The 13467-nt window shown below is 67.9% G+C and carries 17 protein-coding genes; 12 read left to right on the forward strand and 5 right to left on the reverse strand.

The genetic code is table 11. The annotated features are described in order from the left end of the window. Positions 1 to 16 precede the first annotated feature (16 nt). Positions 17 to 217 (reverse strand): hypothetical protein, encoded by a 201-nt coding sequence (locus FHP25_RS01315; protein WP_147845067.1) that lies wholly within the window; start codon positions 215 to 217, stop codon positions 17 to 19. A 14-nt stretch (positions 218 to 231) separates the two neighbouring features. Next, positions 232 to 1863 (reverse strand): L-lactate permease, encoded by a 1632-nt coding sequence (locus FHP25_RS01320; protein ID WP_147845068.1) that lies wholly within the window; start codon positions 1861 to 1863, stop codon positions 232 to 234. A gap of 140 nt (positions 1864 to 2003) precedes the next feature. On the opposite strand from FHP25_RS01320, the gene FHP25_RS01325 reads away from it, so the two are divergent. After that, a complete protein-coding gene (locus tag FHP25_RS01325; RefSeq protein ID WP_178133200.1) occupies positions 2004 to 2450 on the forward strand; it encodes a hypothetical protein in 447 nt (148 codons plus the stop codon). Here the strand turns inward: FHP25_RS01325 and FHP25_RS01330 are convergent. Beyond that, complete coding sequence (locus tag FHP25_RS01330) at positions 2405 to 3010, reverse strand: hypothetical protein (protein WP_178133201.1); 606 nt, start codon at positions 3008 to 3010, stop codon at positions 2405 to 2407. The two genes, FHP25_RS01325 and FHP25_RS01330, sit on opposite strands and share 46 nt — an antisense overlap. 367 nt (positions 3011 to 3377) lie before the next feature. Here FHP25_RS01330 and FHP25_RS01335 point away from each other — a divergent pair, with 367 nt between their 5' ends. The 10 genes from FHP25_RS01335 to FHP25_RS01385 all read left to right on the forward strand — a co-directional run bounded on the left by FHP25_RS01335 (position 3378) and on the right by FHP25_RS01385 (position 10744). After that, on the forward strand, positions 3378 to 4307 hold the full coding sequence (locus FHP25_RS01335; protein WP_147845071.1) for a hypothetical protein: 930 nt from the start codon (positions 3378 to 3380) through the stop codon (positions 4305 to 4307). A 62-nt stretch (positions 4308 to 4369) separates the two neighbouring features. Continuing rightward, complete coding sequence (locus FHP25_RS01340) at positions 4370 to 4663, forward strand: tripartite tricarboxylate transporter substrate-binding protein (protein ID WP_147845072.1); 294 nt, start codon at positions 4370 to 4372, stop codon at positions 4661 to 4663. Between the two features lie 168 nt (positions 4664 to 4831). Continuing rightward, complete coding sequence (locus tag FHP25_RS01345) at positions 4832 to 5434, forward strand: GNAT family N-acetyltransferase (protein ID WP_147845073.1); 603 nt, start codon at positions 4832 to 4834, stop codon at positions 5432 to 5434. Positions 5435 to 5450: 16 nt separating this feature from the next. Further along, on the forward strand, positions 5451 to 5834 hold the full coding sequence (locus FHP25_RS01350; protein ID WP_147845074.1) for a TfoX/Sxy family protein: 384 nt from the start codon (positions 5451 to 5453) through the stop codon (positions 5832 to 5834). A 179-nt stretch (positions 5835 to 6013) separates the two neighbouring features. After that, complete coding sequence (locus tag FHP25_RS01355) at positions 6014 to 6460, forward strand: hypothetical protein (protein ID WP_147845075.1); 447 nt, start codon at positions 6014 to 6016, stop codon at positions 6458 to 6460. 259 nt (positions 6461 to 6719) lie between these two features. After that, positions 6720 to 7055 carry a hypothetical protein gene (locus FHP25_RS01360; RefSeq protein ID WP_147845076.1) on the forward strand — a complete coding sequence of 112 codons (336 nt, stop codon included), beginning with the start codon at positions 6720 to 6722 and terminating at the stop codon, positions 7053 to 7055. Then, on the forward strand, positions 7052 to 7372 hold the full coding sequence (locus tag FHP25_RS01365; protein ID WP_147845077.1) for a hypothetical protein: 321 nt from the start codon (positions 7052 to 7054) through the stop codon (positions 7370 to 7372). The genes FHP25_RS01360 and FHP25_RS01365 overlap by 4 nt, the downstream gene beginning before the upstream one ends. A 463-nt stretch (positions 7373 to 7835) precedes the next feature. Beyond that, positions 7836 to 8711, forward strand: coding sequence for a helix-turn-helix domain-containing protein (locus tag FHP25_RS01375; RefSeq protein WP_178133202.1), 876 nt, complete (start codon positions 7836 to 7838; stop codon positions 8709 to 8711). Between the two features lie 116 nt (positions 8712 to 8827). Continuing rightward, positions 8828 to 9415 carry a hypothetical protein gene (locus FHP25_RS01380; protein ID WP_147845080.1) on the forward strand — a complete coding sequence of 196 codons (588 nt, stop codon included), beginning with the start codon at positions 8828 to 8830 and terminating at the stop codon, positions 9413 to 9415. A 291-nt stretch (positions 9416 to 9706) separates the two neighbouring features. After that, entirely contained in the window at positions 9707 to 10744 is a 1038-nt protein-coding gene (locus tag FHP25_RS01385) for an RsiV family protein (RefSeq protein WP_231712175.1), read from the forward strand. Positions 10745 to 10764: 20 nt separating this feature from the next. Here FHP25_RS01385 and FHP25_RS01390 read toward each other — a convergent pair whose 3' ends face one another. Continuing rightward, positions 10765 to 11514 (reverse strand): SDR family NAD(P)-dependent oxidoreductase, encoded by a 750-nt coding sequence (locus FHP25_RS01390; RefSeq protein WP_147845082.1) that lies wholly within the window; start codon positions 11512 to 11514, stop codon positions 10765 to 10767. A 112-nt stretch (positions 11515 to 11626) separates the two neighbouring features. On the opposite strand from FHP25_RS01390, the gene FHP25_RS01395 reads away from it, so the two are divergent. Continuing rightward, the gene (locus tag FHP25_RS01395) at positions 11627 to 12430 is read left to right on the forward strand and encodes a hypothetical protein (protein WP_147845083.1); all 804 of its coding nucleotides are present in this window, start codon (positions 11627 to 11629) and stop codon (positions 12428 to 12430) included. 91 nt (positions 12431 to 12521) lie between these two features. Here the strand turns inward: FHP25_RS01395 and gcvA are convergent, their stop codons facing one another. Beyond that, positions 12522 to 13409: a transcriptional regulator GcvA gene (gene gcvA / locus FHP25_RS01400; protein ID WP_147845084.1), complete on the reverse strand. Its 888-nt coding sequence runs from the start codon at positions 13407 to 13409 to the stop codon at positions 12522 to 12524. Positions 13410 to 13467: the final 58 nt, after the last annotated feature.

The following is a 13467-nucleotide window of genomic DNA, read 5'->3' on the forward strand; positions in this document are numbered from 1 at the left end:
CTGGCGTCGCCAGGCGTCAGGCCGGCGGTTGCCTGGGCGGGAAGAAGACCCGCTGCACGGGTGGAATGAGCCCACCCACGCACAGCGCGGCGAGCCCGATCCACCAGAGGACAGGTGGACCGCTGGTGGTTCCGATGCTGATGAGCGGCAATGCGCACACCAGCAGCACCAGCGACGTGCCTAGATACGCAAGACGGTTCTTGAGCAAGGCAATCATGTCTGTCTCTCCTGCTATGCCGCGAGCACGACCAGCAGGACGGTCGCCACGCCGGTCAGAAGGAAGGCGAACAGGGTCCAGGGAAGCGTCTTGCGAAGGATGGCGCCCTCCTGGCCACTGATGCCGGCGGTGCTGGCCCCCATGACCACGTTGGCTGGCGCGATGGCGTTGCCGATCGCGCCGCCGGCGCTCTGGGCCGCCAGAATGGTTGCCTCGGGCAGTCCCTTGAGCCGCGCCAGCGTGACCTGCAGGTCGGAGAACAGCACGTTCGACGAGGTGCTGCTCGACGTCGTGAAGGCGCCGATGATGCCGATGCCGTTCGACAGGAACGCAAACGCATAGGCAGGGGCGATGGCGGCGATGCCGAGCGCCAGGGTATCGTTCTGACCCGAATGGCTCATCAGGGCCGCCATGACGAGAAAGGCGACGATCGGCACGGACGCCGGGACGGCGCTTTCCAGCAGCCCGCGCAGAACGCCCGCCGGCTTCGTCCCGGTCGTTATCGACCACGCCTCGTAGTAGCCGCGCGCCCGATAGAGGCACCATGTCACGACGGCCGTGACGATCAGGCTGGCGCCGGGATGCGTCAGCGGCTTCAGGGCCGAATAGACCGGAACGGCGGCGTTCGTGACGCCATAGCCGGTCGTGACTGCCGGAAACGGCAAGCCAAAGGTGACACCGGCAAGCACGGCCTTGAGCGGCTCGATCATCGACGTGCCGAGCGCCAGCACCGTGAGCAGGACATAGGGAAAGAACGACATCGCCGATCCCATCGGCGGTGTCCTGCCGATGGCGCTGTCGGCATGGCTTTCACGCATCGCCGGGCGATCGACGATATCCGTCGCGGGCTGCGCGTAGCGACGCCAGCGCGACAGCGGGTACAGCGCGAGCATCGCGGCCGTTGCCGGCAGGAAGGCCGCCAGCGCCGGGTCGACCAGCGTGGACAGCAGCTGACCCACGCCCTGGATGGTGGCGATGATCAGGACCAGCGGCCAGGCATGACGGATCGCCGGCCAGCGGCCATACATCCAGACGATGGTGAAGCCGCCCAGCACCGCCTGAATGATGATGAGCAGGCCCGACTGGTAGGCGGTGGCGAGGATCGTGGCCTCGTCGAGATCGACGACCTGCAGAGTGGCGAGCCAGCCGACGCCGAGCGTTCCGAAGAACTTCGCCCAGATATGCGCGATGATCGGAATGGCCACGGCGTAGACCGGCCGCACGCCGAAGGCGACAAGCAACGGTGCCACGACGGCAATCGGCGCGCCGAATCCGTCGATGCCCTGAAGGAACGATGCGAAGACCCAGCCGAGCGCGACGATGATGAACAGCTCGTTGCGGCTCATCCGGGTGATTCCCCGCCGCAACGCGTCGTAGCCTCCCGCCTGGTTCATGATCTGGTAGAGCAGCAGGGCCGGCCAGATGACGTAGAGAATGAAGATCGCGTCCCACACGCCCTTGGCGCCGGCGACGGCAAGCGTGCTCATCGGCGTCTTGAAGATGAAGAAGGCGACGGCGGCGGCGATGAAGATGCCCGCAGCGCCGGCCTGCTGCGCCGTCCAGCGGAGATTCACCATCAGGACGGCCAAGGCGAGAATCGGCAGGGATGCGAGCGACCAATGCAGCAGGTCGACTGGAAGTTCCATGATTTGCAGTATCTCTTCTTCTGACCACGACCAGGTTCGGCACCCGATGCGGCAATGCGACAACCGTCGTGCTGACGCGATCTCGACGTCCGGCGCGGCGGTGGATCTCGGCTAACGACCAATTGTCGGCGGGTGCCGCGTTGATCCACGTCAAAGCCATGCCGGCGCTGCGATCGGCGCGCTCGATTCCCGAGCGCGTAATATCTGGTCAAAGCGCGGCTCGCGTCATCGTCATCCGAGCGAAGCAAAGGACGATGCGTTGCCGGCATCTGCATCAGCAACCGGACGACACGCAACGCTTGCATGCTGAACGACCGGCCGCGAGGTTGTTTGCTTCGCGCCGGACGGCAACAGGGGTCGATTCGATCGCATTGAAAATGCGCGTGCACCATCCGCGCGCCGCATCGACGCGATCCGCTACGGATGCCATGGCACCAGGAGAAGGCCGGGCAGATGAAGGTGTTGGCGATGCCTTGGCATCGCTACGACGTATTGTCCTCGTGCGCCGATTGAGCGATGCGCCGGCCACCTTGAACCGGCTTCACGGCGCCGGCGGCGCGATCCTGATGGCACGATCGAACGTGTAGCTCGTCACGGTGCGGGCTTTCGTGCCGCCGGTATCGATGACGCTCTCCCCGGCCACGGGGCGGCGTGAGTCGGGATCAAAATAGGCGGACACCATCGCCTTCCGTCCGCCGATCACGGCATTGTAGGTGAAGGTCAAACGGGGCTTGCCGTCGACGACCTGGATGCCGCGGCACTGCAGATCGGACAGGCCGCCGGCCGCGAAATAGCCCTGCAACGGCGCATCCTTCATCAGCTCCGGCAATTTATCCGGCGGTATGGCGACCCATGACGCGCCTGCGCTCTTGATCCAGCCCTTCGTGTTGCCGGTGACGATGATATCGACGGCACGCATCCTGACGCGGAACGACGTCGGCGGCGCGACCTGCACGGTCGTGATGGTCTGCGGTGTCTCCGGGGTGGCCGTCGCCGTCGGCGCAATGAAGACCCGGCCGCTGATCTCATAGGGGCCAGCGCTGGCGTTGATCTTGTTGACGTTGCTGAAATCGGACAGGCAATCGGCGCGAGCGCCCGCGACGCTTGCCATGACGAGACAGCCGGCGACGATCAACCGACCCGTCATGCGGTGTCCTTGTTGCGAAGCCAGAACCCGGAACCGCCCTCAGCCGCCAGGCCGTTCTCTGCCATGGGTCTCTCCCCGTTGGTATCCGTGCACGCCGGATATATCCCTCCCGCTGCCCCGACAAGGCGGCTGTCGCTTGTACCGCACATTGACGGGACCGAACGCGTCGGATAAAATGAACGAACGCTCACAAATAGTGAGCTGGTGAGACAACGTGCCTGGCAAACGGGACGGCATGGCGGCGCACGGAAGGGTCACCTGCCCCGCGAAGCGTCGTTCGACGGCACGGCATATCGGCAGCGCCTCGAGAGTCGGCGTAGAGGCGCTACCGGCGATGGATATCGCGAAGCCTGGTCGGAGGTGTTTGATGGCGATCAAGAACACGATCCTCAGGCGGAGCTTCGATTCGCAGTTCACGCCGGCCGCCCCCGGCGTTGCGGCCCAATTGCGCCTGAAGCTCAAGGTCATGCTCATGGCGGTCGATCCCGGCGGGCGGACCGCGCGCGACGGGTATCGCTACGGCTCGGCGAACTTCGACGAGAGCGACAAGCAGACCTCCGACAACATCCATGCGATCCGGAGCTGGAAGAAGGACGAGTTCCGCGCCTTCGAAACCGACTTCAAGCTTGCCGCCGAGCGCGGCTGGAACAACCAGATCATCCTGCTGCCGCCAGACGCCGACGCCCCGGCCGGCCTGAGCGATGACGATTACAGGCAGCTCATCCTGCGGCCCGGCCTTGCGGCGCATGTCGCGTGCTCCCTGGAGATCCAGATCGTCCGCTCCGGCACCGGCGTCGTCCCCCGCGCCATCATCGACGTGGCCCGGCTGTTGTTCGACGACGACGATACCGCGCGGTCGCACCACTTCATGATCACCAACAAGGACGTCAAGTTCAGCACCAACTACTTCAAGGACATTGCTTTCAAGCAGGTCGTCGCCGCCCATGAAGTGGGCCACTGGCTGGGACCGGACGCCTATGATGCCAATGGCTCGTTCCAGCACGTCGACTATGCCGCCGCGCGGGCGCGAAAGCTGCCGGTCAATGCCGATGAAGAATACGGCACGACCGCCACGCGCTCGATGTCGATCATGGGCCGTGGCTGCGTCGCCAGCGAATACGATGCCACGCCCTGGCTGGCGCGCATCAAGGAGCACACGGGCATCGCCGACGGGTGGCGCTTCATCCACCGCATCCGGTTCAACAACGGCGCCGCCCCCGTCTCGGCGCGCCAGACACGGCTGATCACGGGCGCGCAGGCGTCCCGGCAGCCAGCAGCGCCCCGGCGCTTCACCTGAGAGAGAAACCAACAGCGGTCGTTGGAATCGCTGATTTGCCGCTCTTCCCGTCATCTCCTTCAATGCGGCAACGCCAACGCATATCGGTGGCCAACGACACCTTCGCCGCCACCGAAGCGCTGCCGCTGCCCGGCACCGCCGCCATCCGGTCCGCCTTCACGCCCGTCACACTCGCCATCTCCGCACCGCAGGGCGTGTTCACCCATCCGCGCTCCGGCTTCGCGACGATCCAGGACTTCATCGCCGCGGCCAAGGCGCGGCCCGGTGGCCTGAACGTCGGCGTGCCCGGCATCGGCAGCTCACAGCATCTCACCAGCGAGCTGCTGCTGCGCGCCGCCGGCAAGACGCACGATTGAGCGGACGGACCGCGCGGCTCCTGCGGCGCTCCTCGTCTTGTCGCGGCAATGCCATAAGCGCGCCGGGAGGCGCGCGTTCCGGCATACGCCGCCGTGCGCCATCCGAGAACCCGGCAGGCGCAGCCGGTCGAGGTGCTGCGTCGGGCTAAAGCCACGGACCGCAATTGCATGAACGCGCGCATGGCCTGGCGCTTCGGCCGTGCCGCCGTGCTATCGTGCGGCACCGTGATGACCCTGCGCCCCTTCGGCGAAGGCGACTTTGATCGCCTGATCTCGTGGGTGAGGACGCCCGACGAGCTTGCGCGGTGGTGCGGGACCTTCTTCAGCTTCCCGCTCGATCGGGCGCAGCTTTTCCGGTACGTCGAGTCCGCGCGACAGCCCAACATGCGCGAAATCTTTGCCGCGATCGGCGCGACGCGCGACGTCGTCGGCCACATCGAGATCAGCATGATCTGGCCTCACCTGTCGTGCCGCCTCTCCCGTGTGCTGATCGCACCGCAAGCCCGCGGGCAGGGCCTGGGCGGCCTTCTGGTAAAGCGCGCGATCACGCATGCCTTTGAGACGCATCACGTCGATCGTATCGATCTCGGTGTCGCGACAGACAACGTCGCTGCGATCGCCTGCTACGAGGCCCAGGGCTTTGGCCGGGTGGGCTTGTGGGTCAAGGCGATGGTCGCAGACGGAAATGCGATCGACGTGTGCTGGATGACCTTGACCCGGGCGGCATGGTCGACCCGACTGGCCGACGCCGCCGGCGGGCCCCCTGGATGATCGCCGAGGATCGACGATGACAGCCAGCGACAGCTTCGCTGCGTTCCTGCGCGATCAGCTCGCGCCGCTCGGCCGCGTCACCATGCGGCGCATGTTCGGCAAGACGGGCGTGTTCTGCGACGGCGTGATGCTCGGGATGGTGACAGAGGACACGTTCTATGTCCGCGTCGACGCGCATAACCGCGCGACGTTCAAGGAGGCCGAGTCCGCGCCGCCCCTCAACTACGAGAAGAAGGGCAGCACCATAGACCTCGCGTTCTGGCGCGTGCCGGAGCGGCTGATCGACGAGCCCGACGAGCTTGTCCTGTGGGCGCGCGCCGCGCTGGCGGCGGCGCGCCGCGTCGCGGCCAAGCGGCAACGGGCGGCGCCACGGCGCAAGCCAAAGCCGCGCCCGTCGTGACGACGCGCTCCGTCACCCCGCCCTTGCGATCACCTATACGTACCCGCCGGGTGGGCACCTGCCATCGACCGGCGGCCCTATCGGCCCGGCCGCGCCGGTGGCAGAGTCGGGCAGGACTACCCACGTTCCATGGAAGGCCGCGCCCTTTCATGCCCCCTCTTCCTGCGCGGGAGGCCATCATGGCAGAGACCCCGATCAAAGGCGTGCCGATCCTCGACGTCACGGAGTCGGGCTGCACGCCCGACGGCCGCTACATCTGGCTGCATTTCAAGCTGCCCGGCGGCAACGCGCACAATTTCCTGCTCGACGTGGAGCAGGTCGACAAGACCATCGACATGATGCGCCGGGCGGCCGCGAAGGCAGCCGACCTGCAGGCCGAGCCGTCGGTCGTCATGGGCGCCGACCACACCCTGGTCCGGCCGATCGACGTGAAGTCGATCGCGGTCAGCACGTCGTGGCGGCACCGCGGCGGCGTCATCTTCAGCGCCACCGACAACGACAACCTGTCGACGGCCCTGGTGCTGCCCCTGGCCCTGGCGCGCCAGCTCGCGGCGCAGCTGCCCGCGGTCGTCGAGGAGATCGCCACCAAGATGCGTCCTACCGGGCCGCGGCGCTCGATGCATTGAGCGGCGTGCCTGCCCACGCCTCATAGCGAGTCGCCACAAATGCCGCGGTTTCAGTCCGCGTGATGGTTCGAAAACCACAGGGACGGCGCTTGCCGCTTTCCCGCCAGGCGATCGATCGAGCCTGAAGACGCGCTTCAGGACCCCGAAATTTGCACTTTGTAGAGTGCTCTACCCGATCACCGTCCCGTCAGGCCGAGGTTCGGTGATAGCCTCGGCGCTGCAAGCCTCAATCGGTGGCCGGGGCAAAGGGGGGGCCTCGATGCGTTCGCATGCTGACGTTTCCCGGAACGCCCGTCGCCTGGCAGCGTGGCTGCTGACGGCGGCGGCGGCCCTGCCGCCGCAGGGCGCCTGGGGCCAGACCCTGATCGATGCGCTCATGTCGACCTACAACACCAATCCCGACCTGCTGGGGCAGCGCGCGCAGCTGCGCCAGATCGACGAGACGGTGAACCCGGCGCTGGCCGACCGGCGGCCCCCGGTCCGGGCTCAGGCCGACTACGGCATCCACCGGCAGAACAGCTCGCTCCGCCGCCCCAACGTGCCGGACCTGGGCTCGCGCGGTCATTTCCGTCCTACGGGGAATAGCCAGCGATGACCCGGGGAACCCGAAGAGCCGGCGGTGCTCGTCGCCCCGTGGCAACGGAACCGCCCATTCTCCAGGCGCTCCGCAACGCCCTGGTGAGGGAGGTCCAGCGCCAGTATGACGCCGGCGCCCAGCCGGGCCACTTCGCGGATCTCGACGGTTTCATGGTCCCGGCCGATGAGGACAGCCATGACGTCTTTGCCGTCTTCGACACGGAGCTGCGGATCACCCCGATCATCGTGGCCGTCCTCAAGGAGCTGCGGAAGCTGGAAGATGGCGAGATCCCGGATGTGATCGATGGGGTGTTGAAGGCCGCGCCGGTCGACTGATGTCGGCCGCTGTTCCGTCCGATCAGCCGGGCGCGCCACCGTCTACGGACAAGACGGCTGGCTTCGGCTCGATCACGGAGATTGCGTTCGACTACAAGTTCGGGAACCTGAGCCGATTCGGCGCCCAGTACAAACGCCTGTTTGGCGAGCGTCCATCCGATACATTGCGCGCGGCCCGCTCGGCCATCGCAGGACCATGAGCAGGCAGCGACAATGAAAGGCCGGTGCGCCCAGGCCAGTCCGAACGTTCATTGGAAGCCGGCCGGTCAGCGATCAGCTTGCAGGTTCGCATTCCGGATAGTGGTGTCCTTCCGTCCGTGCTGCGCTGTAGCAAACGCCAAGGATATGGCGGGGGGACACTTCCATGGAAGAGCCGCTAGCGCGACAGCATGAGCGCGTTGGCTTTCCGCGAACGTATTTTCGCGATTGCGACGAGCTCGCCGCTGCGTACAGAGCCTGGGGCATGGATGTCGTGCAGCTCAAGGCCGAGACGGGCGACAGCTGGACAGCATCCGACCAGCTCGGAGACCTTCGTGTCTGGGCGTCGAGCGTGACCGGCAGCTATGGTGTCCGCACCGGCCTGCCGCCAGGGACGGCGCTCATGCAGATCCACTCGGGCCCGCACGGACGCAGGCGAATCGGCGGCATGGAGCTTGGCAACAGCGATATTCTCGCCGGCTTCGCAGGACTCGAGCTCACCGGGATCGTGGACCAGCAGCGCCGTGGCATCAGCTTCGTGATGCCTATCGACACTGTCACGGCGGCGTTGGCGGCCCGGGCGCCCGGGTCGGACAGAGTGACGCGCGGGGTCTCACCGCTGGTTCTCTCGGGGTGCTCGTCGAGGGTCGCGGCGCTGAGCCGGCTCATCGACGCCGCGATGTGTCTCGAGAGCGAGCACGACAGGCGCCTGGCAGCCAACGATATCACCGACCTGCTGGTGAGCACCCTGCTCTCGCCGTGGCACCGCGCAACAGAGACCACCTATCGCGTGCCGATCCTTCAGCGCCTCCCGATCGTGCGACGCGCCGAGGAATTCATGCGGGCGCGGCTGGGCGACCCGCTCAGCCTCCATGACATCTGCCTTGCGGCGCGGGCGAGCCAGCGTTCGGTCGAGTACGCATTTAGCAGCACCTATGGATTGGGGCCAAAGCAATACCTCAGGGTGCTGCGCCTCAACGCCGTCTGGCGGGCCTTGATGTCGCAGCCGCCGAAGACGGAAAAGATCAGCGAAATCGCGCGACGTCACGGGCTCTGGCACATGGGGCATTTCGCCACCGACTATTGCCGCATGTTCGGCGAATCGCCTCAGCAGGCCCGGGCGCGGCGCTGGCGGCAGTGACGACGATCCGGCTCACGCCGGCAGCATCGCCGAGCCCGGCCGGTTCGCATTTCGGATAGAGGTCGTCCTCTGTCCGGCCATACTTGCCCGCCGTCATCGTAACGGCGGAGGATGCGATGACCAGTCTTGCGAAGCGATACGCGACCATAGCGGCTCTTGCCCTGGCCCTGGCAGCGCTCGATGGCGCCTGGGCACAGGCGCCGGTCGCGGGCATAGCGACGGTGACCTCGTCAAGCGGCGAGGCCAAGGTGACCGCTGTCGATCCAGCGACCCGCGTCGTCACCATAGTGACCGCCGACGGACGCACCGTCACGGGCAAGGTCGGCGATCGGGTTCAGAACCTTGAGCAAGTGAAGGCCGGCGACATTGCCGTGGTCACGTACGAGGAGCGAACGAGCTTCGTCCTCTCGGAGCCGGGCACGAAGGTCCCAGGCGCCGGCGAGGTGGTGGTGTCCGCCCGCGCCGCCAAGGGCCAGCTGCCGGCGGCCGGCCTGATGCGGCAGAGCCTCGCCAACTACACGGTCGTCAGCACCAACACCCAAGCCAACACGATCACGCTCGTGAACGCGGCCGGTGGCGAGGTTCGCACCTTCGACGTGATGGATGCCACGGCGCGCGCCATGCTGCCTCGGGTCAAGCCCGGCAACTTCCTGACGGCGATCGACCGCCAGACCCTGATCGCCACGATCGCGCGCAAGCCGTAGGCCGGCAGCGGGAATGCAGCGACCCGGCCCGCCATGCGCGCCGGCCATCCCGCTGCGGTCAGCCCGCACGGTCCAGGTCCGATCCAGTACCCGGAATCGCTGGTCGCTGACAGACCCGTCATCCCGAGCGCAGCGAGGGATCTCCTGCGAGAGACGCACGGTGCGCCATTCGCGGGAGATCCCTCGCTGCGCTCGGGATGACAGTTACGGCATGTCTTAATTGCGACAAAATGAGCGACCACACACTCAATGTGTTCGTGGTAATCTAATGTCCTCAAGGATGCACGCGTGATGCGGTCGAATGCCTGTCGGTCCATGGTGCTGGCGCTGGCCCTGGCGGCGGCCATAGCCCCGGTGCAGGTGCAGGCGCAGGCGCCCGCGCCGGCCGATTGCGACCAGCCGGCGACGGCGGTGGCGAAGGCTGCCTGCGCGCAGAGCCTCATGGCCGCCGCGGAGAAGGCGCTGGCAGCGGCCTATGACGAGCTGGCCCAGTCGCTGCAAGGGCCCGCCCGCAACCACCTGCGCACCGAGCAGGAGGCATGGCGCGCCGCGCACAACCGCATCTGCAGCACGCAGACCGTGGGCAGCGTCACCGGCGACAATCCGCTGGACCGCCAGGAATGCATCCTGGCGCGCACGCACCGGCGCACGGCGTGGCTGCGCGCCCTGCCGGCGGGCGCCGACTATCCCTACATCGCCGAGCATGCGCGCACCGAAAGCGGCGCGGTGCCCGGCATCCGCTACGCCTTCTCCGCCATCTACCCGCGCTTCGAGCGTCCCGGCGTCGACTACCGCCAGGTCAACAAGCGGCTTTCGGCGGCGGCGGACGCGATGTTCGAAAAGCCCGATGCCGGCGATGTCATCCCCGGCCAGACGCAGCGCTGGAGCCGCGAGCTCGACTACAGCCTGGTCTTCGCCACGCCCCGTCTGGTGAGCGTCATCAGCGCCGGCAACGTCTATCTCGGCGGCGCGCATCCCGTCGGCGGCCTCGCCGTGACCATCGTCGACCTCCGGACCGGCCGGCTGGTGACGCCCAGGGACCTCTTCGTCGCCGGATTCGAGGACAAGATCCTGCCGATGGTGCAGGCCGACCTGCGCCGGCAGTTCCACGAGCAGCCCGGCTTCGACGCGGCGCTGGAGCCGGCCAGGCTGCGCAAGCTGCTGCGCCACGACGCCAGGTGGGCGGCGCGCGGCGATGCGATCGACATCGAGTTCAACGTCTACGAGGTCGGCCCGTATGCGTCCGGGCCCTATACGGTATCCCTGCCCTACACGCGCATCGCAGCGCTGATCCGGCGCGACGGGCCGCTGGCCGGCAAGGCACGCTGAGCGGCGACGGGCGCCGGCCGTCAGTGGAAGGTGCGGCCGGAATCGATCACCACGGTCTGGCCGGTCATCGTCGTGGTGCGGCACATCGTGACCACCTGGTCGGCGACGTCGTCCTTGTCGGCGGCCTTGCCCAGCAGCGACGTGCTGGTGGCCTTGGCGATCTGCTCGGGAAGCAGGTTGGCCGTGGCGCGCGTGCCCTCCAGCAGGCCGGGCGCGACGCAGTTCACCAGCACCTCGGGCGCCAGCGCCACCGCCATGCATTTGGTGAGGTGGATCAGGCCGGCCTTGGAGACGGCATAGGCGATCGAGGAGCCCGTGGGGCCCAGCCCCGCGACCGAGGCGATGTTGACGATGCGCCCGATGCCCTGGCGCTTCATCACCGGCGACACGGCCTTGATGCACAGCATCGGGCCGGTGAGGTTGACGTCGATGATCCGGGTCCATTCCTCGTCGGTCAGGCCGTCGAGGTCGGCAAACGGTATCGACTTGTTGTAGGCGGCATCGTTGACGAGGATGTCGAGGCGGCCGAAGCGCCTGACGACGTCGTCGACCATGCCCGCCACCGCCTCGCGCTTCGTGACGTCGCAGGCGAAGGCGGCAGCGGCGACCTGGTGCTGCTCGAGGTCGCGCGCGACACTTTCGGCCTGATCCCTGCTGCGGGCATAGACCACGGCGATGTGGCAACCCTGTGCCGCAAGCGCGTGGCAGATCCGCTGGCCCAGCCCGCCATTGCCGCCGGTGACCACGGCGACCATCCCTTTCAGGTCCATGCGCTTCCTCCGGTGCTATTGCCTGCAGACTACGGGATGACGCAGCGCGATGGCGAGAGCTGCGGTAATGTGCGGCACAGACACCGTGCCGCAACCGTGTCAACAGGAGCCGATGTCCCGCGCCCATCCCGTGCCGCGCCGCCTCGCGGCGATCCTCGTCCTTGCCGGCCTCTGCCTGCCCGCGATCGCCGCGGCACAGCCGGCGCCGCCCTACACGCCGCCGTTCGGCGCCGGCCACAACGTCCTGATCGACGAGGGCAACCCGGGCGGCTGGTCATCGCCGCAGTCGCTGGCGGCGGCGGTCAAGGGCAACGAGATCATGGCGCCGATCAGGCCCGACCACGGCTGGACGGAAGAAGCCCAGCGCCTGGGCGCCGTGCCGCCGCTGCCGGCCACGAGCGGACGGCCGCCGCAGCCGGTGCAGCGCGTCGGGCGCCGCGGACCGGTCCTGATGCTGGCGATCGGCAACGACAAGGTCCTGAAGCTGTTCGACTACGGCAGCCTGGGCAGCGAGGCCCGCCATGTCCACCTGTTCGAGGCCTTCCTGCCCGCGATCGGCTACTACGTGGTGCGCGTCGATGAATACGAGGAGAGCCACCGCTACCTGATCTCGGCCGCCACCGGCACCCTCACCGAGATGCTGGAGCCGCCGGTGGTGTCGCCCGACCGCGGCCGGGCGCTGTCGTGGCACGACTCGCAGATGATCGGCCGCACGCTGGAGGTGGTGCGCATCACGGCAGCGCGCGCCATGCCGGAGACCGTGGCATGGGAGCCCAGCCAGGACGACGGCCTGACCTACGACGTCGCCTGGGCGCCCGACAGCCAGGCCATCGTCGTCACCGAGATCAACAGCAAGACGCGGCAGCGCAAGACGCTGCGGCTGACGTTCAAGGACGGCGCCTGGCGTCCGTCGTAGGACTGCGCGGCTCCTGCCGCGCTCTTCGTCTGGTCGCGGTGAGGCCATGAGCGCGCCGGGAGGCGCGCGGTCCGGCACACGCCGCCGCGCGTCAAGCTGCGGGCATCTCCGCCTCGGCCGCCAGGAAGGCGCGGAACGCCGCCAGCCGCGGATCGGATTGCCGCGACAGCGGATAGACCAGGTGGAACTCGCGCCGGCTGCGATGGGTGAAGGACAGCGGCCGCACCAGCCTTCCTGACGCCAGGTCCTCGGCCACCAGGCAGCCCACGCCCATCGCCACGCCGACGCCTTCGATCGCGGCCTGGAAGGCCAGGCTCATGGTCTCGAAGCGCGGGCCGCGCGCGGCATCGATGCCGCTGACGCCGACGGCCTTCAGCCAGCGCGGCCAGTCGTCCGGCCGCGGGTCGTTGTGGATCAGCACGTGGCGGCGCAGGTCGGCCGGCTGGCGCAGGCGGGCGGCAAGCAGCGGGCTGCAGACCGGGAACACCTCGACCGGCGCCAGCCAGACCGCGCCATGGCCCGGCCAGCTGCCGTCGCCGATGCGCACCGTGGCGTCGAAGCCGTCGCGCGCCATGTCGACTGGCGCCAGCGATGTGGTGAGCTGCAGGTCGATCCCGGGATGCATGTCGTGGAAACGCCGCCAGCGCGGCATCAGCCAGCGCATGGCGAAGGTCGGGTAGGCGCAGATCGACAGCGGCCCGTGCCGGTCGCGCCCGCGCACCTGCTCGGTGGCCAGCACCAGGCGGTCGAAGGCGTCGCGCACCTCGCGGGCATAGGCGCGCCCGCGCGCCGTCAGCTCGACGCTGCGGTTGCCGCGCACGAAGAGCGGCACGCCCAGGGTTTCCTCCAGCGCCTGGATCTGGCGGCTGACGGCGCCCGGCGTCACGGCCAGGTCCTCGGCCGCGCGCGCGAAGTTCAGCCGGCGCGCGGCGGCGTCGAAGGCGCGCAAGGCGGTGAGCGGCGGCAGCCTGGTGGCCATGTCCGAATTGATCTCAGCTCAACTCAGGAAACGCAATAGTCGATTGCCGCGGCGCCAT

The sequence above is a fragment of the Vineibacter terrae genome (assembly GCF_008039615.1).
Taxonomy (GTDB): Bacteria; Pseudomonadota; Alphaproteobacteria; order Reyranellales; family Reyranellaceae; genus Vineibacter; species Vineibacter terrae.

Excerpts from the sequence above, each read along its gene's own strand:
- FHP25_RS01315 (WP_147845067.1), bottom strand. The coding sequence starts at position 217 with ATGATTGCCTTGCTCAAGAACCGTCTTGCGTATCTAGGCACGTCGCTG.
- FHP25_RS01320 (WP_147845068.1), bottom strand. The coding sequence starts at position 1,863 with ATGGAACTTCCAGTCGACCTGCTGCATTGGTCGCTCGCATCCCTGCCG.
- FHP25_RS01330 (WP_178133201.1), bottom strand. The coding sequence starts at position 3,010 with ATGACGGGTCGGTTGATCGTCGCCGGCTGTCTCGTCATGGCAAGCGTC.
- FHP25_RS01335 (WP_147845071.1), top strand. The coding sequence starts at position 3,378 with ATGGCGATCAAGAACACGATCCTCAGGCGGAGCTTCGATTCGCAGTTC.
- FHP25_RS01340 (WP_147845072.1), top strand. The coding sequence starts at position 4,370 with ATGCGGCAACGCCAACGCATATCGGTGGCCAACGACACCTTCGCCGCC.
- FHP25_RS01345 (WP_147845073.1), top strand. The coding sequence starts at position 4,832 with ATGAACGCGCGCATGGCCTGGCGCTTCGGCCGTGCCGCCGTGCTATCG.
- FHP25_RS01350 (WP_147845074.1), top strand. The coding sequence starts at position 5,451 with ATGACAGCCAGCGACAGCTTCGCTGCGTTCCTGCGCGATCAGCTCGCG.
- FHP25_RS01355 (WP_147845075.1), top strand. The coding sequence starts at position 6,014 with ATGGCAGAGACCCCGATCAAAGGCGTGCCGATCCTCGACGTCACGGAG.
- FHP25_RS01360 (WP_147845076.1), top strand. The coding sequence starts at position 6,720 with ATGCGTTCGCATGCTGACGTTTCCCGGAACGCCCGTCGCCTGGCAGCG.
- FHP25_RS01365 (WP_147845077.1), top strand. The coding sequence starts at position 7,052 with ATGACCCGGGGAACCCGAAGAGCCGGCGGTGCTCGTCGCCCCGTGGCA.
- FHP25_RS01375 (WP_178133202.1), top strand. The coding sequence starts at position 7,836 with ATGGATGTCGTGCAGCTCAAGGCCGAGACGGGCGACAGCTGGACAGCA.
- FHP25_RS01380 (WP_147845080.1), top strand. The coding sequence starts at position 8,828 with ATGACCAGTCTTGCGAAGCGATACGCGACCATAGCGGCTCTTGCCCTG.
- FHP25_RS01385 (WP_231712175.1), top strand. The coding sequence starts at position 9,707 with ATGCGGTCGAATGCCTGTCGGTCCATGGTGCTGGCGCTGGCCCTGGCG.
- FHP25_RS01390 (WP_147845082.1), bottom strand. The coding sequence starts at position 11,514 with ATGGACCTGAAAGGGATGGTCGCCGTGGTCACCGGCGGCAATGGCGGG.
- FHP25_RS01395 (WP_147845083.1), top strand. The coding sequence starts at position 11,627 with ATGTCCCGCGCCCATCCCGTGCCGCGCCGCCTCGCGGCGATCCTCGTC.
- gcvA (WP_147845084.1), bottom strand. The coding sequence starts at position 13,409 with ATGGCCACCAGGCTGCCGCCGCTCACCGCCTTGCGCGCCTTCGACGCC.